22 protein-coding genes and 1 tRNA gene are annotated in these 23,166 nt (G+C 59.2%); 20 read left to right on the top strand and 3 right to left on the bottom strand.

Annotation, left to right across the window (positions count from 1 at the left end; translation table 11 throughout):
- Window positions 1-101 precede the first annotated feature (101 nt).
- Complete coding sequence (locus GGR44_RS04060; RefSeq protein ID WP_183954118.1) at window positions 102-809, top strand: SIMPL domain-containing protein; 708 nt, start codon at window positions 102-104, stop codon at window positions 807-809.
- On the opposite strand, the gene GGR44_RS04055 is transcribed toward GGR44_RS04060, so the two are convergent.
- Both GGR44_RS04055 and GGR44_RS04050 read right to left on the bottom strand, forming a co-directional pair.
- Window positions 802-1,689, bottom strand: coding sequence for a tetratricopeptide repeat protein (locus GGR44_RS04055; protein ID WP_183954117.1), 888 nt, complete (start codon window positions 1,687-1,689; stop codon window positions 802-804). The two genes, GGR44_RS04060 and GGR44_RS04055, sit on opposite strands and share 8 nt — an antisense overlap.
- A complete protein-coding gene (locus tag GGR44_RS04050) occupies window positions 1,680-2,429 on the bottom strand; it encodes an alpha/beta fold hydrolase (RefSeq protein ID WP_183954249.1) in 750 nt (249 codons plus the stop codon). Before GGR44_RS04050 ends, GGR44_RS04055 begins: the two co-directional genes overlap by 10 nt.
- A gap of 159 nt (window positions 2,430-2,588) precedes the next feature.
- Between GGR44_RS04050 and GGR44_RS04045 the strand changes: the two genes are divergently transcribed.
- Window positions 2,589-2,675, top strand: a tRNA-Leu gene (locus GGR44_RS04045).
- A gap of 156 nt (window positions 2,676-2,831) precedes the next feature.
- Complete coding sequence (locus tag GGR44_RS04040; RefSeq protein WP_183954116.1) at window positions 2,832-4,076, top strand: tyrosine-type recombinase/integrase; 1,245 nt, start codon at window positions 2,832-2,834, stop codon at window positions 4,074-4,076.
- A 36-nt stretch (window positions 4,077-4,112) separates the two neighbouring features.
- On the opposite strand, the gene GGR44_RS04035 is transcribed toward GGR44_RS04040, so the two are convergent.
- Entirely contained in the window at window positions 4,113-4,430 is a 318-nt protein-coding gene (locus GGR44_RS04035; protein ID WP_183954115.1) for an MbcA/ParS/Xre antitoxin family protein, read from the bottom strand.
- Window positions 4,431-4,617: 187 nt separating this feature from the next.
- Here GGR44_RS04035 and GGR44_RS04030 point away from each other — a divergent pair, with 187 nt between their 5' ends.
- The 17 genes from GGR44_RS04030 to GGR44_RS03950 all read left to right on the top strand — a co-directional run bounded on the left by GGR44_RS04030 (window position 4,618) and on the right by GGR44_RS03950 (window position 22,990).
- Entirely contained in the window at window positions 4,618-4,833 is a 216-nt protein-coding gene (locus GGR44_RS04030) for a helix-turn-helix domain-containing protein (protein WP_183954114.1), read from the top strand.
- Between the two features lie 2 nt (window positions 4,834-4,835).
- On the top strand, window positions 4,836-6,170 hold the full coding sequence (locus tag GGR44_RS04025; RefSeq protein WP_183954113.1) for a HipA domain-containing protein: 1,335 nt from the start codon (window positions 4,836-4,838) through the stop codon (window positions 6,168-6,170).
- Window positions 6,167-7,063 (top strand): HNH endonuclease, encoded by an 897-nt coding sequence (locus tag GGR44_RS04020; RefSeq protein WP_183954112.1) that lies wholly within the window; start codon window positions 6,167-6,169, stop codon window positions 7,061-7,063. Before GGR44_RS04025 ends, GGR44_RS04020 begins: the two co-directional genes overlap by 4 nt.
- A 376-nt stretch (window positions 7,064-7,439) precedes the next feature.
- Window positions 7,440-7,748 carry a hypothetical protein gene (locus tag GGR44_RS04015; RefSeq protein WP_183954111.1) on the top strand — a complete coding sequence of 103 codons (309 nt, stop codon included), beginning with the start codon at window positions 7,440-7,442 and terminating at the stop codon, window positions 7,746-7,748.
- Window positions 7,745-8,017, top strand: a complete 273-nt coding sequence (locus tag GGR44_RS17060) for a helix-turn-helix domain-containing protein (RefSeq protein WP_183954110.1) — start codon at window positions 7,745-7,747, stop codon at window positions 8,015-8,017. Before GGR44_RS04015 ends, GGR44_RS17060 begins: the two co-directional genes overlap by 4 nt.
- 30 nt (window positions 8,018-8,047) lie before the next feature.
- Window positions 8,048-8,317, top strand: coding sequence for a type II toxin-antitoxin system Phd/YefM family antitoxin (locus GGR44_RS16790; protein WP_246344288.1), 270 nt, complete (start codon window positions 8,048-8,050; stop codon window positions 8,315-8,317).
- Window positions 8,317-10,317 carry a type I restriction-modification system subunit M gene (locus tag GGR44_RS04000; protein ID WP_183954109.1) on the top strand — a complete coding sequence of 667 codons (2,001 nt, stop codon included), beginning with the start codon at window positions 8,317-8,319 and terminating at the stop codon, window positions 10,315-10,317. Before GGR44_RS16790 ends, GGR44_RS04000 begins: the two co-directional genes overlap by 1 nt.
- On the top strand, window positions 10,314-11,585 hold the full coding sequence (locus GGR44_RS03995) for a restriction endonuclease subunit S (protein WP_183954108.1): 1,272 nt from the start codon (window positions 10,314-10,316) through the stop codon (window positions 11,583-11,585). The genes GGR44_RS04000 and GGR44_RS03995 overlap by 4 nt, the downstream gene beginning before the upstream one ends.
- 1 nt (window position 11,586) lies before the next feature.
- Window positions 11,587-12,861 (top strand): AAA family ATPase, encoded by a 1,275-nt coding sequence (locus tag GGR44_RS03990; RefSeq protein WP_183954107.1) that lies wholly within the window; start codon window positions 11,587-11,589, stop codon window positions 12,859-12,861.
- Entirely contained in the window at window positions 12,848-13,531 is a 684-nt protein-coding gene (locus GGR44_RS03985) for an HNH endonuclease (RefSeq protein ID WP_183954106.1), read from the top strand. The genes GGR44_RS03990 and GGR44_RS03985 overlap by 14 nt, the downstream gene beginning before the upstream one ends.
- 2 nt (window positions 13,532-13,533) lie before the next feature.
- The gene (locus GGR44_RS03980) at window positions 13,534-16,557 is read left to right on the top strand and encodes a type I restriction endonuclease subunit R (protein WP_183954105.1); all 3,024 of its coding nucleotides are present in this window, start codon (window positions 13,534-13,536) and stop codon (window positions 16,555-16,557) included.
- A gap of 122 nt (window positions 16,558-16,679) precedes the next feature.
- Window positions 16,680-19,217 (top strand): ScoMcrA-related endonuclease, encoded by a 2,538-nt coding sequence (locus GGR44_RS17055; RefSeq protein ID WP_281374179.1) that lies wholly within the window; start codon window positions 16,680-16,682, stop codon window positions 19,215-19,217.
- The gene (locus GGR44_RS03970; protein WP_183954104.1) at window positions 19,214-19,960 is read left to right on the top strand and encodes a PGN_0703 family putative restriction endonuclease; all 747 of its coding nucleotides are present in this window, start codon (window positions 19,214-19,216) and stop codon (window positions 19,958-19,960) included. The genes GGR44_RS17055 and GGR44_RS03970 overlap by 4 nt, the downstream gene beginning before the upstream one ends.
- Entirely contained in the window at window positions 19,957-21,282 is a 1,326-nt protein-coding gene (locus tag GGR44_RS03965; protein ID WP_183954103.1) for a 5-methylcytosine restriction system specificity protein McrC, read from the top strand. Before GGR44_RS03970 ends, GGR44_RS03965 begins: the two co-directional genes overlap by 4 nt.
- A gap of 436 nt (window positions 21,283-21,718) precedes the next feature.
- The gene (locus GGR44_RS17195) at window positions 21,719-21,868 is read left to right on the top strand and encodes a helix-turn-helix transcriptional regulator (RefSeq protein WP_183954102.1); all 150 of its coding nucleotides are present in this window, start codon (window positions 21,719-21,721) and stop codon (window positions 21,866-21,868) included.
- A 154-nt stretch (window positions 21,869-22,022) separates the two neighbouring features.
- Window positions 22,023-22,508, top strand: coding sequence for a GAF domain-containing protein (locus GGR44_RS03955; RefSeq protein WP_183954246.1), 486 nt, complete (start codon window positions 22,023-22,025; stop codon window positions 22,506-22,508).
- Window positions 22,505-22,990: a hypothetical protein gene (locus GGR44_RS03950; protein ID WP_183954101.1), complete on the top strand. Its 486-nt coding sequence runs from the start codon at window positions 22,505-22,507 to the stop codon at window positions 22,988-22,990. The genes GGR44_RS03955 and GGR44_RS03950 overlap by 4 nt, the downstream gene beginning before the upstream one ends.
- Window positions 22,991-23,166: the final 176 nt, after the last annotated feature.

Raw genomic sequence — 23,166 nt, 5'->3', positions numbered from 1 at the left:
GCTCCATTCGTCGCCGGAAAGCAACGGTTCATCTCGGGGTGGTTAGAGGGTGATTCAGAAATAGGGCGGCCCATGGGCCATTGGAAGAGGGGTTGAGACGCATGGCGATGGATTTGCGCGACAAGGTGCTGCTGGGCTGCGCCGGTCTGCTGGCGGTTGGTCTGGTGAGCGGCGGCTATCTGCTGGGCGATGGGTTGAAACGGGCGAAGGCCGCCGACCGGTCGGTGACCGTGCGCGGCCTTGCCGAAAAGGATGTGACTGCCGATCTCGCCACCTGGTCGATCAGCTATTCGGCGACCGGGTTCGACCTCCCGACCGTGCGCGCCGATATCGACGCCAACACCCGCGAACTGCGCGCCTATTTCACCAGCCTGGGCTTCAAGCCTGCTGAACTGACCCCGACAGGAGCGGGGGTCAGCCAATATTATAACAACGGCGTCAATAACATCACCATCACCCAGCGCATGTTGCTGCGCACGACTGACATCGCCCGCGCGCAGAAGGCCGTGGCCCAGCAATTCGACCTGGTCCGCCGTGGCGTGACCCTTCAGGAAGGGTCGGGTATGCGTTACAGCTTCACCAAGCTGAACGACGTAAAGCCCGACATGGTCGCCGCTGCGACCAAGGACGCGCGCGCCGCCGCCGAGCAGTTCGCGCAGGATAGCGGCACGAGCGTCGGCGGCATCAAGAGCGCGACACAGGGCTATTTCTCCATCGACGCCCGCGATGGCGAAGGCGGTGACGGCGCCAGCGATACGCCCTACAAGAAGGTGCGGGTCGTCACGACCGTGGATTTTTACCTCAATTGATCGGCGTCGCGGCGGGCAGTCGGCTCAGATTGTCCGCCGCCGCGCGGCCTTCGACGCTGGCCGGGGCCAGCCTGACAGCCCGTTGCCAGGCGGCGCGGGCGATATCTTCATGGTCGGTGAGGATGGCGATATTGCCCTCCTCCAGCGCCACCGCCGCGTCATCAGGCGACAATTGCACGGCGCGCGCGATATGGGCCTGCGCCAGTGCCATTTCGCCGGTCCGGCGCGCCAGTGTCGCCGACAGCAGCCAGCCGAGCGGATCGCGGGGCGCTTGGTCCAACGCGGCGTCGATCGAATCGCGCGCGCCGATCAGATCATTGATCGCCACCAGCGCGCGGGCGCGATCCAGTTGAACCTCGCCCTTCGCCATCCCGTCGGGCAGGCCGCGCGCCAGCGCCGCATCGAAATGATCGCGCGCCTTGGCGGCGTCTCCCCCGGCCAGCGCCGCATTGCCAGCCTGCGCCCATAGCTGCGCGCTTTGCTGCATCGCGCCCGCGCGTTCTGCCTCTTCGGCCGCTTGCTGGAAAGCGACCATGGCGGGCGCCCAGCGCTCGGCGCGGGCATAGGCGAAACCCAGGCAATGGCGCGCATAAAATCCGCCGCCCTTCAAACGCCAGTCATTGGCCGCCGCGATCCCCGCGTCGGGCGAATCGATGGCCGTGTCGAGACAGGCCTGAAATGGTCCGGCGATCTCCGGCGGGACGGGCAGGGCGGGGGCGCTTGCGTCGGCGGGCGCGCCCGGGCTTTGATCGGACGGCGGCAGGGCGGGGGCAAGGGCCGGTTGCGTCTTCTCCTGCTTCGGGCGGCGCAGGATCGCCTCAATCTCAGGATCATAGGCCTGGGGGGCGAGCATCAGCGCAAGGGGCAGGATCACGGGCATGACAGGCTTTCGGCAAGGGTCGCGACGGTGCGGATCAACAGGGCGATGTCGGCGTCGCGCGACAGGCGATGGTCGCCATCCTTTATCAATATCGTCTGCACGTCGGATGAACGCGCCAGCGCCGCGATGGTCAGCGCCGTTTGCCAGGGCACGTCGGGGTCGTCCTGCCCCTGAAGCAGACGGACCGGGCAATCGATGGCGATGGGCCTGTTCAGCAACCGCAGCGATTGCCCCGATTCCCAGAAGGCGCGGGTCGTTACTGTCGGCCGGTCGCCATAGGGGCTGTCCTCGACGATCCGCCCTTCGGTCGCCAATATAGCATGGTCGCCAGCGTCAAAGCCCCAGTCCGTAAAGTCGGCCGCGGCGGCGATGCCGACAAGGCCCACCACCCGATCCGGCCGGGCCAACGCGATGAGCAGCGCCAGCCAGCCGCCCATGGAAGACCCCACCAATATCACCGGGCCCTGCGTCAGCCGGTCCATCAGCAGCAGCGCATCATCCCGCCAGCTGGCCAGCGTTCCATCCTCGAACGCGCCCTCGCTCGCGCCGTTGCCGCTATAGTCGAGCCGAAGCATCGCTCGCCCCTGCGCCAGCGCCCATTGATGCAGCGCGACCGCCTTGCCACCGTCCATGTCGGACATGTAGCCAGGCAGGAAAATGATCGTCGGGCCGATGCCCAACGAATGGCGATAGGCAAGGCTCAGGCCGTCGGCGCGCGGAAAGAGCGATAGGGGCGGCATTTCCGGCATAGGGCGCATCCAGATGAAATGGCGATAATCAAAGTTTCTCATGCCCCGCCGCAAGCGGCGCAGGCAAGTGCATGGGAAAAAGATGCAATAAACGCTTTGGCGCGATTGACAGCCCGAAAGGCACCCGTTAGAGGCGCCCTCCTACCCCGTGCCCAGATGGCGGAATTGGTAGACGCACCAGCTTCAGGTGCTGGCGATCGCAAGGTCGTGGAGGTTCGAGTCCTCTTCTGGGCACCATTTTTCTTTCCGGACGCTTCCACAAGTGTCCGGAAAAATCCAAGAAAACAGCTACTTACGACAAGTTTGGCGTCCATCGGCATCCAGCCGAAATCGTTGAAATTGGCGGTACATGACGGTATATCTGACGGTATCAAAACCGACAAAGGTGGCACCATGCTGACCGATCTGGCCGTCCGAAAAGCCGCGCCGCGCGACAAGCCCTACAAGCTCTCTGATGGGGGCGGGCTGTACCTGCTGGTGACGGCCGCGGGTCAACGATACTGGCGGATGGACTATCGTTTCGGTGAAAAGCGGGCCACTGCGGCACTCGGGGTCTATCCGACCATCACCCTTGCCGAGGCGCGAGCCAAGCGGCTGGAGATCAAGAAGCAGATCGCCGAGGGGATCAACCCAGCGGCCAAGCGAAAGATCGACAAGATCACCGGGCCGCTCGCCAATGTGAGCAGCTTCAAGGCCGTGGCGGAAGAATGGCTCGACAAGGCCCGACGCGAGGGCCGTGCCGATGTGACCGTGGGCAAGCTGACATGGCTTCTCGAATTCGCCTACCCCATCATCGGAGATCGCAAGGTGGGCGAGATCAAGGCTCCCGAATTGCTGGCCGTGCTACGCGCGGTTGAGAAGCGCGGCCATTACGAAACCGCACGACGACTGCGTAGCACCTGCGGACAGGTCTTCCGCTATGCCATTGCCACCGGCCGCGCGGACCGCGACGTGTCGGCAGACCTGCGCGGCGCGCTGATCGTGCCTAAGGTGACGCACCGCGCGGCCATCACCACGCCGAAAGAAGCGGGCGCTCTGCTGCGCGCGATCGATGCCTATTCAGGCTATCCGGTTACCCATGCAGCCTTGAGGCTTGCGCCCTATGTGTTCGTTCGCCCCGGCGAATTGCGGCAGGCTGAATGGAGCGAGTTCGACTTCACCCGCAACATCTGGACCATCGCCGCCGACAAGACCAAGATGCGCGTCGCGCACCGTGTGCCGCTCAGCCGTCAAGTGCTCGCCATCCTGGAAGAGCTGCGCGAGATCACCGGCAACCGCCGCTACCTATTCCCCGCCCAGGGGAAGCGTGACCGGCCGATGTGCGAAAACACGATCAACCTCGCGCTGCGGCGGATGGGGTTTGATGGCACCACGATGACTGCCCACGGCTTTCGCGCCATGGCCAGCACGCTGCTGAACGAACAAGGCCATTGGAACCCCGACGCGATCGAGCGCCAGCTTGGCCATGCCGAGACCGATGACGTCCGCCGCGCCTATGCACGCGGAGAGCACTGGGATGAACGGATCAGGATGATGCAGAGCTGGGCGGACTATCTCGACCAGCTAAGGTCCGGTGCAAAGGTGCTGCAAGGCAGCTTCCGCAAGCCATCGGGCGCTGCGAGCGCATTGCCGGGTTGATCCTGCTGCACCGCTCAGGATCTGTCACCAATCTGTTCAGCTAGCGATTTCCGCATCGAGGTAGGCCTCGACGCGCCGCATACCGGCGAGGCCATCTGCCAGCATGAGATCGAGCGCGCTGGCCCCATTGAAGGCCTCGTTAGGTGCACCAATCCACCGCGCGGCCCTATCGCTGTCAGCGAATATGCATCGCAATGCGCGATGAATGCCGAGCAGCGCTGCAGCCCGCCCTTCGCCGTTGAGAAGCCGCTCGGTTGCTGCATCCTGAACGCCCCAGCGCGCGACCAATGCAGCGGCCGCCCGCGTCATGGCCAGCATTTCTTCATCGTCGTATTGAGCGCTCGCGATCGACATGGACAGATCCACTGACTTCGACGCGTCCTCGATAGCACGGAACCTCCGCACAGGCTATCAATAAACTTACCGAGCGGTAAGAATTTCCGGATAGACCTCAGCATCAAGAGGCTTCCTTCCCGATCGGGAAGAAAAGCTCTTGAAACTCTACAGCACATATGAGAACTTCCCGCTCGGTAAGACTGACATGATCGACAACGCAATCCAATTCGGCGCAGCCGTGGCCTCGGCCCGCAAGGCCCTTGGCCTTACCCAGCGGGAGCTGGCACTCGCCATCAACAGCGGCGAACGCTTCATTGTCGATCTGGAAGCAGGCAAGCCCACCGCGCAACTCGGCAAGGCACTCGCCGCAGCCAAGGCTGTGGGCCTGCGGCTCACCGCAACCGGCATTTCGCAGGCCTGACGGTGGACCTTCCGGTTCACTACGAAGACCGCCTGGTCGCCACGATCAGCGCTGACGCGCAAGCAACACGCCTTGCCTATGCGGATGCCTGGAGTTCATCCGCTGACAGCTTCCCGGTCTCGCTGGCGATGCCGATCCGGTCGGAGCCCTATGACGGAGAGCAGGTCCTTCCCTGGCTGATGAACCTTCTGCCGGAGGGTGAACCGTTGCGCGCCATGACGCGGGCGCTCGGCGCTGCGCCGGAAGATGCACTCGGCCTGATCGCACAGACCGGCAACGATCTGGCAGGCGCGCTCAGCATCGCCCCGCAGCAGCCACGCGGAAAGCCCGGCTATCGTCCGATCCCGGATACCGACGCACTGGAACGGATCATCGAGGAATTGCCTTCGCGGCCATTTCTGGTTTGCGAGGACGGCGTCTCGATGAGCCTTGCCGGCGCGCAGGAAAAGCTGCCGGTGGCCGTCATCGGAGGGCAGATTGCGGTGCCGATCAACGGCGCGCCATCCACCCATATCCTCAAGCCCGACAATCCACGCCTCCCCGGCAGCGTCCAGAATGAGGCGCTGTGCATGGTTCTCGCTCGCAGGATCGGTCTCAATGTCGCGCCGGTTACAACCGGCGTTGCGGGGAAGCGCAGCTATCTGCTTGTCGAGCGTTATGACCGTACGGGCACCGGCACCAATGTCCGCCGCCTGCATCAGGAGGATTTCTGCCAAGCCCTCGGCCGCCCGCCCGCCGCCAAGTATGAATTCAACGGCACCGGCACGCGCGGCCCCTCGATCGCCGACATGTTCAAGGTTGTCCGCCAGCATATGACGGCGCGCGACATCACCCGGCTGCTGGACGCCGTTATCTTCAATATCGCCATCGGCAACGTCGACTCCCACGCCAAGAATTACTCGATCCTGCTCGGCCCGGGCGCGCCGCAGCTTGCCCCGCTCTACGACCTGATGTCCGGGCTCGCTTGGGCGAACATCACCCAGAACCACGCCCAGGCGATCGGGGGCCAGCGCCGCGGTCGGCACATCTACGGTCGCCACTGGCGGCGCATGGCCGAAGCCGCAGGACTGGCAGCGCGAGGAACGGTGCGGCGGGTGGAACAGGTGACGGCACGGTTGCTGCGCGAACTGCCCGCAGCGGTCGAGGAGGTGGCAGCAATGCCAGTGGGTTCGACGATGTTGGAGGTCTTTGCAAAGGAGATCGAGGAACGGGCAACCGAGGTTAGGGCGCACGCCGGGCAGGAATGCCTGCCGGATGTGGCCGAAGTGCCCACGGAGGAGGTTCCGATGATCGGCGCGAGCGCCTATTCTGCTGACGGGGAAGCGGGAGCGCCATGACCAATGGTATCTTCGTTCATCGCACCGACTCGATCTACGACGACAGCCCGGCGGAGCAGTATCAGTTCCCGCGCCAATACCTGACCCGCGTCAGCGCCTGCATTGGCGATTGGATCATCTACTACGAGCCAAGCAAGATCCGCGACACGCGCGGATACTTCGCGGTGGCCAAAGTAGCCCATGTCGTGCCGGACCCAACCGCCAAGGACATGTATCTCGCGCTGATCGAACCCGGCACTTACCTGGACTTCCCCAATCCGGTCCCGTTCAATGGCTCTTTGGGGCTGGTCGAGCGCGGCGTTCTCAATGAGCAGGGCAAGATTTCGGGTCGCGCCCAATCGGCAGTCCGGCCCCTGTCGATCGAGGACTTCAACCGCATCATCGACCTTGGTCTTGCGGAAGATGACAGCTTCCTGCCGAGGGTCGATGAGACGGCCGACAACATGCTGCGCGAGGAGCGCTCTCCGTTCGAGTTCGAAATCGAGCGGGACCGCGTGGCCAATCTCGGTTCAAGGCTCGTCCGTGACCGTCTGTTCCGCCGCCGGGTGGTCGAGGCCTATGATGCCCGTTGCGCGGTGACTGGCCTGAAGCTTATCAACGGCGGCGGCCGCGCCGAGGTCGAGGCAGCCCATATCCGCTCCGTGGATCGAGGCGGGCCGGACATCGTAACCAACGGTATCGCCCTTTCGGGAACCGTCCATTGGATGTTCGATCGGGGCCTGATCGGACTAAACGACGATCTCGAAATCCTTGTCAGTCGACATGCGAACGACCCCGATAGCATCCGCTCGCTGATCAACCGGACCGGCTTCGCCATCCCGCCCCAGCGACCACTAGAACGCCCGCATCCGGCCTTCTTGGCGTGGCATCGAGAGCATTGCTTCAAGCACTGACAGAACCTGCATCAGGCGCCGCAGCGGCTGCGATTCCCAAGGCCGACGACCCGATATTGTTCGGTCTGTTGCGGGGAAATAATCGACGTGAGACCGAAAAGCTGGGCACAGTGCAGAGCACACCCTACGCGACAAATCGCAGGTAATATCCAGAATATACTTCATATATTACAGTAACTTAATGACTGTATGAGAAATTGGCAGCTTCTCCGTCAAATCTGACTTGCGACCAGCCCTGTCCATCCACGCAAATCACATCTGGCCGGAGGGCAAGGAACTCTGCCAGTTTCAACGAGCTTGACGACCGGTTCGAACATAAGTAGAACAAACTTGCCTTTCGCAGTGCGTTCTAGGCTCCGCCAACATGGAGTCCAGCATGACACGCAATGTTTCCATCCAGACCTACCTGCCCAAGCATGTCGCCGCCTGGGTTCAAGATGAAGCCACCCGCGCCAAACAAAGCCGCAGCCAATGGATCGGCGCCATCGTCACGGACTTGTTCCAAGGCCAAGAGCTACGTGAGGAAGCGAGGCAGAACGCGGAATTCATCAAGCGCCGGTTGGTCTTCATCATGTGCGCTCTCGACGGCCTTCTGCTTGCCCATCCCGATACGACCCTCCGGACGAAGGTGCATGAAGCGCATAAGCGGCAGCTTGAAAAGCTCGCGCAGGAGAAGGGAGAATGAGGAGCCGGGAAGCCAAGACGCCGGCGAAGGACGAACAGCTCGACCTCCCATTCGATCGTCGCCCTAAGACGGCCAGAACCAATGGTGCCGAACCGCTTGCCGTTCGGATTCCCGACGCCGTGAGGATGACCGGAATCGGCCGGTCAAAGCTCTACCAGCTGATTGCGTCAGGCGAGCTGGAAACGGTCAAGATCGGTAGATGCACCTTGGTGCCGTTCGATGCGCTAAAGGACCTGCTGGCGAGGGCACGGGCTGGAAACCACGAGTGAAATCTATCACCGTTTGTGCGACCGTCCGGGATGTACGAACCGGCCAGAGCATCCCGTGTCCTTGAAGGAAATGCGCTTTCATTTCAGACCGTGATGGCTAAAGTAGCTCCAACTCTGGAGGGGCACATGCAGCATATGTCGGCGCGCGACGCCAAGAATGGCTTTGGTCGACTGATCGATTTAGCCCGCGCAGCCCCCGTCTCCATCGACAAATACGGCAGACCGGTCGTGATCGTGCTGTCAGTGGAGGAGTATGAACGGCTCTCGGCCCAGAGCGAAAAGAACGGAACAAACGCCTGATGGCCACGCAGACGGACCTTGCCAACCTAATCTGGGAAATTGCCAACCTGCTGCGCGGCCCCTATCGCCCGCCGCAGTACGAACGCGTCATGTTGCCGCTGGTCGTGCTGCGCCGCTTCGATTGCGTGCTAGCCGATACGAAAGATGCGGTGGTTGCCGAGGCAAAGCGCCGCGAGGGTAGCAAGATCCAGGGCGATGCGCTCGACAGCAAGTTGAACCAGGTAGCGGGGCATCGCTTCCACAACCGTGCGCCATATGACTTCAAGAAGCTGCTGGGCGACCCGGACAACATCAACCAGCACCTGCAAACCTACATCAACGGCTTCTCTGCCAATGTCCGGAAGATCTTCGAATATTTCGAGTTCACTGCAGAAATCGAGCGGATGCACGAGGCGGGCATCCTGTTCCTGATCGTCAAAGAGTTCGCAGCGGTCGACCTCCACCCCAACAAGGTCAAGAACGACCAGATGGGGCTGCTGTTCGAAAACCTGATCCGGCGGTTCAACGAACTGGCAAACGAAACGGCTGGCGACCACTTCACCCCGCGTGAGGTTATCACGCTCATGATCGATCTGCTGTTCTATGATGACAACGATCTGTTTGTGCAGGGCGGAGCCGTCCGAACCATCCTCGATCCGGCGTGCGGCACAGGTGGGATGCTTGCAGAGGCCCAAGCGTACATGCGGCGGTGGGAGCTGCCGGCGAAGCTGTATGTCTATGGCCAAGACTATAACAAGCGTGCCTTTGCTACTGCTGCGTCCGATATGTTGATGAAGCAGGTGGACCACAACGGTCACGGCGAAAACGTGCAGTTTGGCGACACCTTCACCGATGACAGGTTCGAAGGCCTCAGGTTTGACTATTTCATCGCCAACCCACCTTTCGGCGTTGATTGGAAGAAGCAGCAGAAGGCGATCGTCTCCGAGCATGAGCGCGGCAAGTCTGGCCGGTTCCATGCAGGCTTGCCCCGCGTCAACGACGGTTCATTGCTCTTTCTGCAGCATATGATTTCAAAGTTCGAAGACGTTGACCCGGCCAACAACAAGTACGGCTCGCGCGCCGCCATCGTCTTCAGCGGTTCGCCGCTGTTCACCGGCGGCGCTGGCGGCGGCGAAAGCAATATCCGCAAGTGGATCATCGAAGAGGATATGCTGGAGGCGATCATCGCCCTGCCGGAACAGATGTTCTACAACACCGGCATTGGCACCTACATCTGGATCGTCACCAACCGGAAGGCGAAGGCTCGCAAGGGAAAAATCCAGCTGGTCGATGCGCGCGACACCTGGATTCCCATGCGCCGCAGCCAAGGCGACAAGCGGCGCAAGATCGGCGAAGGCCCCGCGTTGGAGGGTGACGACCGTCCGGACGAGCCGGATCAGATTGCGGACATTGTTCGCCGCTATGGTCAGTTCGCCCAAGGCGAGCAGTCCAAGATCTTCGACAACGACGATTTCGGATATACCCGCGTCACGGTGGAGCGGCCCTTGCGGCTGCGCTATCAGATGACGGTCGAGGACAAGGCGCGCTTCGTCGATGCCGCGCCGCACCTGCTCGACGATATCCAGGCAATCGACAAGGAACTTGGCCGCGAACCGCTGATGGACTGGAATGCCGTGTCAAAATCCATCGAGCGCATTCTGAATAAACGCGGATCAAAGTGGCGCGCGGCGGACGAGAAGCTCTTCCGCAGTGTGTTCACCACCAAGGATGCGGGCGCGGAGAAAGTTCGTAAGGGCAAGGGTTTTGAGCCTGATCCCGACCTGCGCGATTTCGAGAATATCCCGCTCAAGGTCGATGTCGATACCTTCTTCGCGCGCGAAGTCCTGCCCCACGTGCCTGATGCCTGGATGGACCGGAGCAAGGACAAGGTGGGCTACGAAATCAACTTCAACCGTCACTTCTACAAGTTCACGCCGCCCCGTCCGCTGGCGTTGATCGATGCCGAACTGAAAGAGGCGGAAGAGGAAATCATGCGTCTGCTGCGGGAGGTAACGGAGTGAGCGGCGTGGTAAGCCAGCCACTTCCAAACAGTTGGCAGGTGAAAAAGCTTCGCTATTTGACGACCGTTATCGGAGGTGGGACACCAGATAAATCTAAATCGGAATTTTGGGGTGGTGACATCCCATGGGTTTCGCCGAAGGACATGAAGAAATCAGAGATATTCCAAACCGAGGACTGCATCACAGAGGAAGGTCTGCAATCAAGCGCTACAAATCTGGTCGGTCCTCATGCGGTTTTAGTTGTTGTCCGTTCTGGCATCCTGAGGCACTCTATTCCAGTCGCCGTAAACATGGTTCCCGTCAGTCTGAACCAGGACATGCGTGCGTTCATCTGTGGCGAAACAATCTCTCCAAAGTATCTGGCGAGGTTTATTGAAGGTTATCAACGTCAGCTGCTAAGCGTTTGGAGTAAAGAAGGCGCGACGGTCGAAAGCCTCGATGCCGATGAAATGGCCTCAACAGAGATTGCAGTGCCGCCGTTGCCTCAGCAGGCGCAGATACTGCAATTTCTCGACAGCGAACTCGCCGTCGTGGACACCCTGATCGAAGCTAAGCAGAAACTGCTGAACCTACTAGCCGAAAAACGGCAAACTCTAGTGGCAGAGGCGGTCATGCGCGGGCTGGTCCGCTCCGCCCCCTTGCGCCCCTCCGGCATAGACTGGCTCGGCGACATTCCGGCACATTGGGGGATCGAGCGGTCTCGCTGGCTTTTCACTGAGCGTGATGATCGGTCAGACACCGGCGAAGAGGAGATGCTGACGGTTTCCCACATTACCGGCGTCACGCCCCGGTCCGAAAAAGACGTCAACATGTTCGAGGCGGAGACGACAGCAGGGTACAAGCTGTGCTTCACCGGCGACCTCGTCATCAACACGCTTTGGGCCTGGATGGGTGCGATGGGCACAGCCCCGGTAGATGGTATCGTAAGTCCGGCCTACAACGTTTATACGCCAGGCCAACGCCTGCTTCCCGCCTATGTCGACGCACTGGTCCGCATCCCTGTTTTCGCGCAGGAAGTGACGCGATACTCGAAGGGCGTCTGGTCTTCCCGACTTCGTCTGTACCCGGAAGGCTTCTTCGAAACCTTCTGGCCCGTGCCGCCGCTGGACGAACAGGGGCAAATCGTCGCCTACATCGACGAGGAGCGCATCAAGATCGACAAGCTGGCAACAGCCACCGAACGCTCTATCGCCCTGCTGAAGGAACGCCGCAGCGCCCTGATCGCCGCCGCCGTCACCGGCCAGATAGATATTCCGGAGGCCGCATAGTATGCGGATAAGAGAACTTACGATCCAGAACTATCGCGCCTTTGGCGAACAGCGAACCTTTGCATTTCCTACAAACTTCACCGCCATCGCAGGCGTAAACGGGCGCGGAAAGACTTCACTGCTCGATGGTCTGGCGCTGTTAGCATCGCGCATTCTGCCGCACATCTCTCCTGCGCGTAGCGGCTATAGGACGCTCAGTCCGCTCGACCTGCACGACGGACATGGCCCTCTGTCGCTTGCGATGAACATCAGCTGCGGTGACATCCCAATCAAATTTGGCGTCACTTTGGAGGCGGGAGCAAAGACCCCCACGGTTACAAAACTCGCTCCCGCTCTCAAGAAGGCCGCCCGCAACATCTACGGTGATCCGAACAGAGCCGACGATGCGGCGCCGCTAGTCGTCTATTTCACTACGGATCGCGCCGGATATCGGCTGCCAAAGAAATTGCCCACTGCGCTGCCGCGGGACCAGTCCGCAGCCTATGCCGGTGCGTTGTTCAACAGAACCGTCAATTTTCGCGACTTCATGGCCCGCTATCGCAACGCGATTGTGCTGCAGGAAGAAGAAACACAAAGGAATCCGAACTACTTAGGCGACAGTGCCGTCAGAGCTATCTCTGAGGCTCTAACCACATTCCTGGGGGGATTTCGCAACCTTCGCGTCCAGCACAAGCCGTTACGGCTGCTCGTCGACAAAGATGGCCAAAGCTTCGACCTCTCCCAGCTTTCGGACGGCGAACGCTCGTTTCTTGCCCTGATCTGCGACCTTGGGCGGCGCCTAGCTCTTGCCAACCCGGAGTTACCAAATCCGCTGCATGGCGCAGGCGTCGCCTTGATTGACGAGCTTGAGTTGCACCTTCATCCCAGATGGCAACGCGAAGTCCGCGACAAGTTGCTTGCGACATTCCCCAACGTCCAGTTCATCACGACAACCCATTCGCCCTTCATTATCCAGTCGCTGGAGCCCGGAGAGCTGGTCAATCTCGACCCTGAGGAGTTTGCTGAATACTCTGACAAGAGCATCGAGGACATTTCTGAGAATGTGATGGGTGTCGACCTGCCGCAGAAGAGCCAACGGTATCAGGATATGATGAAGGCGGCAGAGGAGTATTTCACGTTACTACGGCAATCTTCGCCGGACAAAAACCTCCTCGCCGGCGCTGAGGCTAGATTGAATGAACTTTCGGTGCCGTTTAGCGATGATCCGGCCTTTCAGGCTCTTTTGAAGCTTGAACGGGAAGCGCAAACGCGTGGGGGCGATCATGCGTCCAGTTGAACGAGGGGACGCACCGCAAGTCTTCACCAGCTACCGGGATGCCTACCCCTATCTTGTCGAACGTATGGGTGACTACTGTAGCTATTGCGAAAGGCAGATTGAAACGCATCTTGCTGTTGAACACGTGCAGGCAAAGAGTCCGGTTCCGGCCCTAGAAAATGAATGGTCAAACTTTCTTCTTGGGTGCGTGAACTGCAATTCTTCGAAGGGCGATACGCCGATCGCCCTCGTCGATTATCTGTGGCCGGACTCCGAAAACACTCTGTCCGCCTTTTCTTACTCGATGGGCGGACTCGTGGATCCGCAAATTGGATTGAACCCTCTTCTGTCAGCAAAGGCTTTGGCAACAATTAAGCTGGTCGGGCTTGATAAATACCCTGGAAACCCTGGTAGAGAGCCTACTGCTGCTGACCTGCGATGGCAAAGGCGCCGCGAAGCATGGCAGCAGGCGGAATATTGTAGAAGATTAGTTGAGGAAAATGACTGCGAACAGGTACGAAGCTTGGTTGTCCAGGTGGCCAAAGGGCGCGGCATGTATTCGATTTTTTGGAACGTATTCAAAGACGATCCAGATATAAAGAAGCGTCTGCGCGAAGCATTTTCCGGAACTTCGCCTGCCTGTTTTGATGCTGATGAAGGCCTACTGCCCAGGCCGGGAGGTCAGATCTGACTATGAATACCTCCCGCCACACCGAAACCGCATTCGAGACCGTCATCGAAGGCAACCTCCTCGCGAACGGCTATACTGCGGTTCCATCTGCAGAATTCGACCGGACTTCCGCTTTGTTCCCGGACCAGGCTATTGAGTTTATCCGGGCCACTCAACCCCGCGAGTGGAAGGCGCTTGAGGCGCTCCACGGCGAAAAGACGCGTGCCCAAGTGCTGGCCGATCTGGTCAAATGGATCGATGCCAACGGCTCTCTTGCTACGCTGCGGCACGGCTTCAAATGCTACGGCAAGACGCTCCGCGTAGCCACGTTCAAAGCGGCGCATGATTTGAATGCCGAGCTGGAAGCGCGCTATGCCGCCAACATCGTCAGCGTCACACGTCAGCTTCGCTACTCGCTTAGCAACGACAACGAGCTCGACCTGGTGCTGAGCGTTAACGGCATTCCCGTGATTTCGGTCGAGCTGAAAAACGCCATGACGGGATCGACCGCTGAGGATGCCATTCGGCAGTACCGCCGTGACCGCGACCCGCGCGAGCCTATTTTTGAGTTCAAGCGGCGGATCCTCGCGCACTTCGCCGTGGATACCGATGCGGTCTTTATGACGACGCGATTGGCTGGCCCGGCCACTCACTTCCTGCCCTTCAATCGCGGGAACGATGGCGGCGCAGGCAATCCTCCTGACCCAAAGGGCCGGAGCTATCGCACGGCCTATCTATGGGAAGAAGTGCTTCAGCGCGACAGCCTGCTCGATCTGCTGGCCCGGTTCATCCATTTGCAGGTGGAAGAAAAACGCGACGACGCTGGCAGGAAGGTCAAGAAGGAAACCCTGATCTTCCCCCGCTACCATCAGCTTGAGGCTGTCCGCGATCTTGTTGCACGGGCGAAGTCCGAAGGCCCAGGCCACAATTATCTGATCGAGCATTCGGCGGGCAGCGGCAAGAGCAACACCATCGGCTGGCTCACTCACCGTCTCGCGTCGCTGCATGACAGCGCCAATGATCGCGTGTTCGACAGCGTCATTGTCATCACTGATCGCGTGGTGCTCGACAAGCAGTTGCAGGACACGATCTACCAGTTCGAGCACAAGCACGGTGTGGTGCAGAAGATCGACGACAATTCCCGGCAGCTAGCGGAAGCTCTGGAAAGCTCAGTGCCGATCATCATCACGACCTTGCAGAAGTTTCCGTTCGTTTCGCGCCAACTGATCCGGCTTGCCGAGGAGCGCGGGGACGATGGTGACGGGGTGCTAAAGACCCGGAATTTCGCGGTCATTATCGATGAGGCGCACAGCTCACAGGGTGGTGAAGCGGCGACGGACCTGAAGGAAGTCCTTGGCGGGCAGCGGCTGCGCGAAGAGGCCCAGCGCTACATGGCCGAGAACGACAGCGTGGGCGAAGACGAGCTGTTTCGCAGCATGGCGAAGCGCGGTCGCCAGGCCAACATCAGCTTTTTCGCATTCACCGCGACGCCGAAGCACAAGACATTGGCGGTGTTTGGCAACGGCGGAAAGCCTGCCCACCGCTACACAATGCGCCAGGCAATTGATGAGGGTTTCATCCTCGATGTCCTCAAGCACTACACCACCTACGCCACTTATTTCCGGCTGTTGAAGGCCAGTGACGACGATCCGAACGTGGTCAGGAAAAAGGCGGCACTGGCTCTAGCGCGTTTCCTGAAGCTGCATCCGCACAATATCGCCCAGAAGACCGAGGTAATGGTCGAGCACTTCCATGCAGCCACTCAGCACAAGGTTGGCGGCCGCGCCAAAGGCATGGTCGTTACCGGTTCGCGGCTGGAAGCAGTGCGGTACAAGCAGAGCTTTGACGCCTACATCAAGGCGAAGGGGTACGCGATCAAGTCGCTTGTCGCCTTCTCTGGTGCGGTGGCCGACGACAAGCTTCCCGATGTTACCTACACCGAGGAGGCAATGAACCTTGGCGTCCGTGAAAGGGAGCTGCCGGACGTCTTCGATACGTCTGAATACCAGGTTCTGCTGGTCGCAGAGAAATATCAGACCGGATTTGACCAGCCGCTTCTCCACACGATGTATGTCGACCGACGCCTGTCAGGCATTCAGGCCGTCCAGACCCTATCTCGGCTCAATCGCACTCACCCTTTCAAGGAAGATACGTTCATTCTCGATTTCGTGAATGACCGAAGCGAGATCCAGGAGGCTTTCAAGACATTCTACGAAGGCGCAGAGATCGGCGAGGAAGTTGACCCTAACCGCATGTATCAGATCAAAGGCGAACTGGATTCGAGCGGCATATACGCCCTCAGCGATGTCGACCTTTTCTCAGAGACATACTTCAAGCCCAAGCTGAAGCAGAGCCCGGCCGATCACCAAAAAATGAATGCCGTCATTGATCGGCCAGTGTCCAATTTCTCTGATCTTGCGAAAGCCGATCCGGCCGAAGCCGAGGTATTGCGCGGAAAGATTCTGGCATTTGGCAGTCTCTACAGCTTCCTTAGCCAGATCATTCCATATCAGGACTCTGATCTCGAGAAGTTGTACGTCTTCCTGCGGCATCTGGCCGCAAAGCTACCGAAGAAGGGAGGCAGCCCCTCCTATCAGTTCGACGACGAAGTCCGGCTCGATTACTATCGCCTTCAGAAGGTCAGTGAGGGCTCAATCAGCCTGTCTGACGGGACTGCCAACAAGCTCGACGGACCAGGTTCAGTTGGCTCGAAGGTGGCGCGCGAGGAGGAAGTGCCGCTTTCCCGACTGATTGATGTGGTAAATGATCGCTTTGGCACCGATTTCAACAATGCCGACCAGTTGTTCTTCGATCAGATCGTTGAGGCCGCAATGGCCGACGCCAATTTGCGGCAAGCAGCCATTGCGAACCCAGGCGAGAAATTCGAGCTGTTGTTCAAGAATTTGCTTGAATCACTGTTTGTTGAGCGCATGGATCAGAATGAAGAGATTTTCGCACGGTTCATGAATGACAAGGCCTTCCAAGGTCTTGTAAGCAACTGGCTTGCGACTGAGGCTTATGCCAAGCTTAGGAAATCACATGAATAGGCGAGGGAATCTCCCTTCACTGGGAGAATTCACTTCCTGCGACCAGGCAATAGTAAACCTGCATCCTGCACGATACGTGAAGGAGGTCGACCCATCAATCTATACCACGCTGAGGTGCTTGCATGCGTGAGGCTGAATTTCGGGCCTGGTTCGAAGCCAACGATTATGACGGCGCAACGATTGGCACTCAGCTCGCTCGCGCCAAGCGCATTGAGCAAAGTTATGGCGACCTCGATGAACTGTACAGCGAGGGGAAGCTGGCTGCGCTAAAGTCCGAACTCTCCTATTCAACATCGGATGAGCGCGCCAACCGGCCTAATCCGGCGAAGTTTCCGGTCAACGGGAATATCCGGAACTCGATGGCAAGTTATTGCAGCACCATCGAATACTACTCAAAGTTCTGCGCTGCTGCCGATGGCCTGCCGCTCAGCAAGGAGCAAGATATCACAGCAGACGCCATCGAAGCCGCAATGGATGAGTTTGACGCCATCGGCCTTGAAGGGTTCAAATCACAATATGGCTTCGGTACACCCCAAAAATACTGGGTGAAGCGTTCGGCCAACGGGAAGCTCTATCCTGCAAAGGCGGTTGTTGGCATATCGCACGGATATGTTCCCGGAGGCGCTCCCTTGAAGGCGTCAGACTTCTATGGCGGTCAGGGGGAACAGGCCGCTAATGGGATACTGCGCAAGCTGGGATATGAGATCGTCGAAAAGGGCGGGTCTGATAACATTGAGCGTCCATTCCTGCTCTACGACACTGAAGGGCAAGAATATCAGCCCACCCGCACATACAATCGGCAAACGGGTGCATCCGCGTTCCGTCTGCAAAGGCCTGGCACCAGCAACCGCACCGAAGATGCCGAAGAAGTAGAAAACACGATTGATTTCGCGCGCGCGATGCTCCTCGATGGGCGACTTGCGCGAGTGAAGCGGACAGATGGAACCGGGCCAGCCAACTACATCGGCTATGGCAAGTCCAAGCTGACTCGCTACCGCCTCGATGCTGAACTTGCTCGGCAAATCGGCGTTCCACCGGAAGGCGGCATTTTTGGGTCGATCGAACGGGCATCAGGTGATCAAGAGGAGAAAGGCGCGATGCCGGAGCTAGCGACCATGCCGACAAACCTGATACTCTACGGCCCGCCCGGCACCGGAAAAACCTACAACACAGCTCTGGAGGCGGTGAAGTTGTGCGACGGCATCGCCAATTATCCCGAAACTATAGATGGCCGGGCGGCCCTAATGAAGCGGTACAATGAGTTGCAACGCAAAGGCAGGATTGGCTTCGTAACCTTCCATCAGAATTTCAGTTATGAAGATTTCGTCGAAGGCCTACGTCCTCAACAAGCGGAAGTTGATGAGGAAGGCAAAGCGGGATCTGGGTTTAGTCTCGTTCCGCGTGATGGTGTCTTCAAGCAGATTTCAAAGGTTGCCGCAGAGAATAAGGGGCAGGCGGTTACATCAGACCTGCCGCCGATGGATGGCAGCCGCAAGATATTCAAGATGTCACTTGGACGTAGTTGGTCGTCTGATGATGATGTAATCTTTGAGAACGCTCTTTCTGACAAATATGTAGTGTTGGGTTGGGGCGGCAATGTCGACTGGTCTGATCTAAGATATGACCATTGGGAGGAAATCAAGAAGCGCTGGCGCCAAGATCATCCCGACGCGAGTGGAAACGATCCCAATATGTCGCAGATGTATACCTTCCGCGCCAATATGGAGATCGGATCGATTATCATCATCTCGGATGGAAACATGAAATTCCGGGCAATTGCCGAGATCACTGGACCCTATCAGTATGATCCTGGTCCCGACGGAGAATATAATCATCGCCGTTCGGTCCGCTGGCTTTGGCACAGTTCGGATAGTTTACCCCGCGAACGCATCTACCGTAAATCGCTCAGCCAAGTCTCGGCTTACCAGATGCGTTCAGCGTTTGTTGAGTGGGAAGCGCTTGGGCAGATCATTTCCAGTAGCGGCGATGCTGTTGCAACGAGTGGTGAACCTGAACCATATGTGCTGATCATCGACGAGATCAACCGCGCGAATGTTTCCAAGGTCTTCGGTGAGTTGATCACCTTGATCGAGCCCGACAAGCGGGCCGGCATGGCCAATGCGCTAAGCGTCAAGTTGCCCTATTCAGGCGAGGCATTTTCCGTACCCGCCAACCTCAACATCATAGGAACGATGAATACGGCGGACCGCTCCATTGCACAGCTGGATACAGCATTGCGTCGGCGGTTCAATTTTCGTGAGATGGCTCCAGACCCAGCTCTCTTGACCGACGCCAGCAAACGGACAGGAATCGATCTTGTCCGGGTTCTGACCACCATCAACCAGCGGATTGAGTATCTCATCGATCGCGAGCACCGCATCGGACACGCATTTTTCATTAACTGTGAGACAGCCGAGCAAGTTCACGCCGCGATGCGCGACAAGGTCATTCCTTTGTTGCAGGAATACTTCTTCGAAGACTGGAGCCGTATTCATGCCGTTTTGGGTGACGGGTTCATCCGGGAAGACATGCTTGATCCGCCACCGGGCATCGAAGGCGACCGTCTGTCGAGCTGGTCGGTACTCGCACCATTCAGGGCCGACGCTTTCGACCGATTGGCCGGTCAAGTGATGAAATTAGAAGAGGATCCTGGTGAGTGATCGATGAGCTGGCCAGCTATCTGCTTCCCGGCGTGCCTGTCGAGCGCGTTGCGGCTGCGCTTGGCTCGGCGGCGGGGCAGGAGCTGGCTTCGGGCAAATTCGGTAGCCGACAAAGCAGTGCAGCACTAGCGGTCAATGGGTTCGGATACTTTCTGGAATATCCCACCGGCTTGCCTGCGTTCCCAAGCCTTTCCGACCTCGATTGGGCAGCTCTGTCCGTCGAAATTGAGCGTCAGATGCGCTTTCCTTGGTCAGGCGGTCGACATCCTTGGCTTGATGCCGCCGTGGAAACCGAAACGCACCTAATCGGGGTTGAGTCCAAACGTTTCGAGCCGTTCCGCGATTCCAAGCAGGCAAAGCTTTCATCCAAATACTCATCCCATAGGTGGAGTGAGGCTATGGAGCCGTGGTGCGCCATGCGTGACTTGCTGCTATCGGAGCCTTCCGCGTTCCGTCACCTCGATGCAGCGCAGCTAGTCAAGCATGGCTATGGTCTCGTTACCGAAGCACGTCGGCGAGGAAAGCAACCGGCGCTGCTTTACCTTTACGCCGAGCCAACTGAAGGTCGCGTCATTCCAGCCGAAGCCTTTTCCGCTCATCGGTCCGAGATTGCCCGCTTCGCCCAAGGCGTAGCTGGTTCAACGGTCCGCTTCGCTGCTTGCTCATGGCGCGAATGGTTGGCAACATTTCCATCTGAGTTTTTCGGTCACGCAGACCGAATCATTGCCCAGTTCCATTCGTGACGCACCTGACTGTTCACGAATGGGGGCGCACGCCTGTTCACAATGCCACCGGTCCCGCGCCCAAAGGTGCCTTCACCCGCGCCGAGGCCAATGCCTTACTGCGGGCTGCGCGGTCACACGCACTGGCCAACCAGTCCGGGACCAACATCCTTGTTGATCGCTACAGCGAGATAAGGGCCCAACAGGTCGTGGGCGTCATTGCTGGGCCTGGATGTAGTCTAGAGATATTGCCGAAGATCGATTCCGGCGTCGCTGAGGGCGACGAGGCAATCCGGACTCGGCTCGTCTCAATGCTCGACGTCGCACTTGGTCTCAAACTCGGAGACGGACAGGCGCTGGCAATGGCGCGACAGAAGGAAACCTTGCTCGATATTCTGATCCGCCTGTTTACTGATCGCCTGCTGGCTGAGGCACGACGCGGCCTGCCCCGCGGCTATCTAGCTCAGGAAGACGATCTAGCGGCGCTGAGGGGGCGGCTCGATGTCATCCGTCAGTTCACCCATCACGCCGTGCGACCCGACCGGCTTGCTTGCCGCTTCGACACCCTGAATCCAGACACCCCATTGCTGCGCATCATGAAGGCCTGTGTGGTGCTGCTCCGCCATCATGCGCGTGGTCTGGAGACGCAGAGGCGACTGGACGAGCTCCGTTTCATTCTTGCCGATGTGAGCGATGTGGCTGTCAGCGCCTTGCCCTGGACGCAGGTGCACATCGATCGGACAAACCGTCGCTGGGAAAGCCTGTATGGATTGGCGAAGCTATTCCTGAAGCGCGAATGGCAGCGCACCAACCATGATGCCAAAGCGGGCCAGGGAATTACCTTGCTGTTCGCCATGAATGATCTGTTCGAAGCCTATATTGCCGCTCTGGCGCGAAAGGCGGTGCAGGGGAGCGATCTGACCGTCCATTCGCAGGGCGGACTCCGCTATTGCCTGATGGAGGAGGGCGAAGGAGGCAGGCCACGCTTCCAGACGGCACCGGACATTCTGATCAAGCGGAATGGCCAGGTTCAGATAGTGATCGACACGAAGTGGAAGGTGGTTGGCCAAAATCCGGAAGACAAGAAGCGCGGAGTTTCGCAATCCGACGTATATCAGATGATGGCGTATGTCCGCCTCTATCGATGCAGCGAGGTGATGTTATTGTACCCGCATCATGCCGCCCTGGGAGCCGAGACACTGGACGCCGGTTATGCGATAATGGAAGGCGATGAACGGCTGCGGATCGCAACCGTGAATCTGATCACTGGTAAGAAGGCAGTTCAACAGCAGCTCGCTGGATTGATCGGACCAGTCATTGTCGCCCAGGAGGTGAATGCATGACTTGGCCACAGTGGCTGTCGGTCGACGTTGGGTGCATGGTTGCGAAGACGACCCTTGAAGTGCAATGAGCACTGAAACACTGGCCACAGCGATTTGAGTCCTCATCGAGGACCAAGCCGGAGCGCGATACGGTATTTTTGACGGTATCGAATCAGCGAATCATGGCAACAAAACATTGTGATATAATGCCTTGTTCAGACATCACGGTCCCTCTTCTGCACCATTTCATTGAAAATTCTATTATATTTCAAGCCATTAGGGGCTAGCCTTAAATTCGGCCCACCCTCTGGCCCACCCTGAGCTCTGCGAAGCGGTGAGACACTATGCGCACCTATGCGCAGTCCATTGGCGACACCTCCCGATCCTGATAGCGTCAACCCGCCTGGGTATTGTCGTAACCGGGGCATCGCGATGCTCTCTTCATAGGAACATCGTGATGAGGATACTATCAAAGCGTCAGCTCAAGGAGTTGGTTCTGTACTCACCGCAGCACATCGCACGATTGGAAAAGGCCGGGCAATTCCCCACGCGGGTACAACTTGGCCCTTCCCGAGTGGGGTGGGTTGAAGCTGAAGTGCTCGACTGACTCCAGAAACGGTTGGATCGTCGAGAAGCGCCTAGCCGACACTCCTTCTGAAGGAGCGCTTGAAGGCTGACGCCGAACCAAAAAAGGGCTGCGCGCATTTTTATTGGATAATCTGAAAGATGACGCGCCGCCCGCGCGCGCCTATATCCGCCCCATGTATGATTTCGCCCCCGCCGACAGCGCCGACAAGGCGACCCTCCATGCCGATCTGATTGCGGCGGCCGACGCGATCACCGCCGGGGAGGCGGACGCGGTCGCCAATATGGCCAATGTCGCGGCGCTGATCTGGCAATTCCTGCCCGACCTCAACTGGGCGGGATTTTACCGCATGGTCGATGGCGAACTGGTGCTGGGGCCGTTCCAGGGCAAGGCCGCCTGCATCCGCATCCCGCTGGGCCGGGGCGTATGCGGCACGGCGGCGGCGACGCGGGCGACGCAACTGGTGGCGGACGTTCACGTCTTTCCCGGCCACATCGCCTGCGACGCGGCATCGGCTTCGGAAATCGTCGTGCCGGTGGTGGATGGCGAGCGGTTGATCGGCGTGCTCGACCTCGACAGCCCGGTGGCGGCGCGCTTTGACGAGGCGGACCGGGAAGGGCTGGAGGCGCTGGTCGCGCGGATTGCGGGGCGGTTGGGGTGAAGCGGACCGCTCTGGCATGGGTCATATGCTCGGCCGTTGCGCTTTTGCTGGGCTATCAAACCTTCGCGCGCTTCTATCAGGAGGCGCTGATCCCGGAGAAATTGAAGACGGGATGGTTCTACACACGCGGGGAATGCGGCGGCATGTTCGGCACGGAAGGGGGATTTGCCGTCAGCATCAAGCCCGATGTGTCGGCGGCCATTCGCCGGGAAGGCTTGCGGTATTTCCGTGATGTGCATCATTCGCGAGGCCATGGCGGCAGTCGGACATTCGAGCATTGGGTCCAAACCCCCGTGCCGGAAAGCTGGTGGTCAGATGGGGTGCCGCCCTCCCTATATTGTGGATCGCGGGCGTGGCTCTGGCCCAAGGCGGTGATCCCGGCCCTGAAGGCGCCTGGCGCATATTACAACGCAAAGGGGCATGCGACGTTGATCGTTATTCCGGACCAGAATCTGGCCGTCTATCTGTGGCGTGACCGCTGATTGCCCGTTGGCGGTCTTGTCGGGTTCGATTCCTGATGATCGCGACCAGATAGCTGGACCCCGGCGCAGGGCCGGGGTGACGGTTTAATAACTTATGGTGCATGGATGGAAGGCGGTTTTCCCTGACCCGTTTCGGGACAGGCTGGCGCGCGGCGAGCGGTGGAAATGCGGGGGTT

Source organism: Sphingobium fontiphilum, assembly GCF_014196635.1.
In the GTDB taxonomy this organism is placed as follows: domain Bacteria; phylum Pseudomonadota; class Alphaproteobacteria; order Sphingomonadales; family Sphingomonadaceae; genus Sphingobium; species Sphingobium fontiphilum.
The sequence above is the reverse complement of the archived record's forward strand: the minus strand, read 5'-3'. Positions and strand labels throughout refer to the sequence as shown.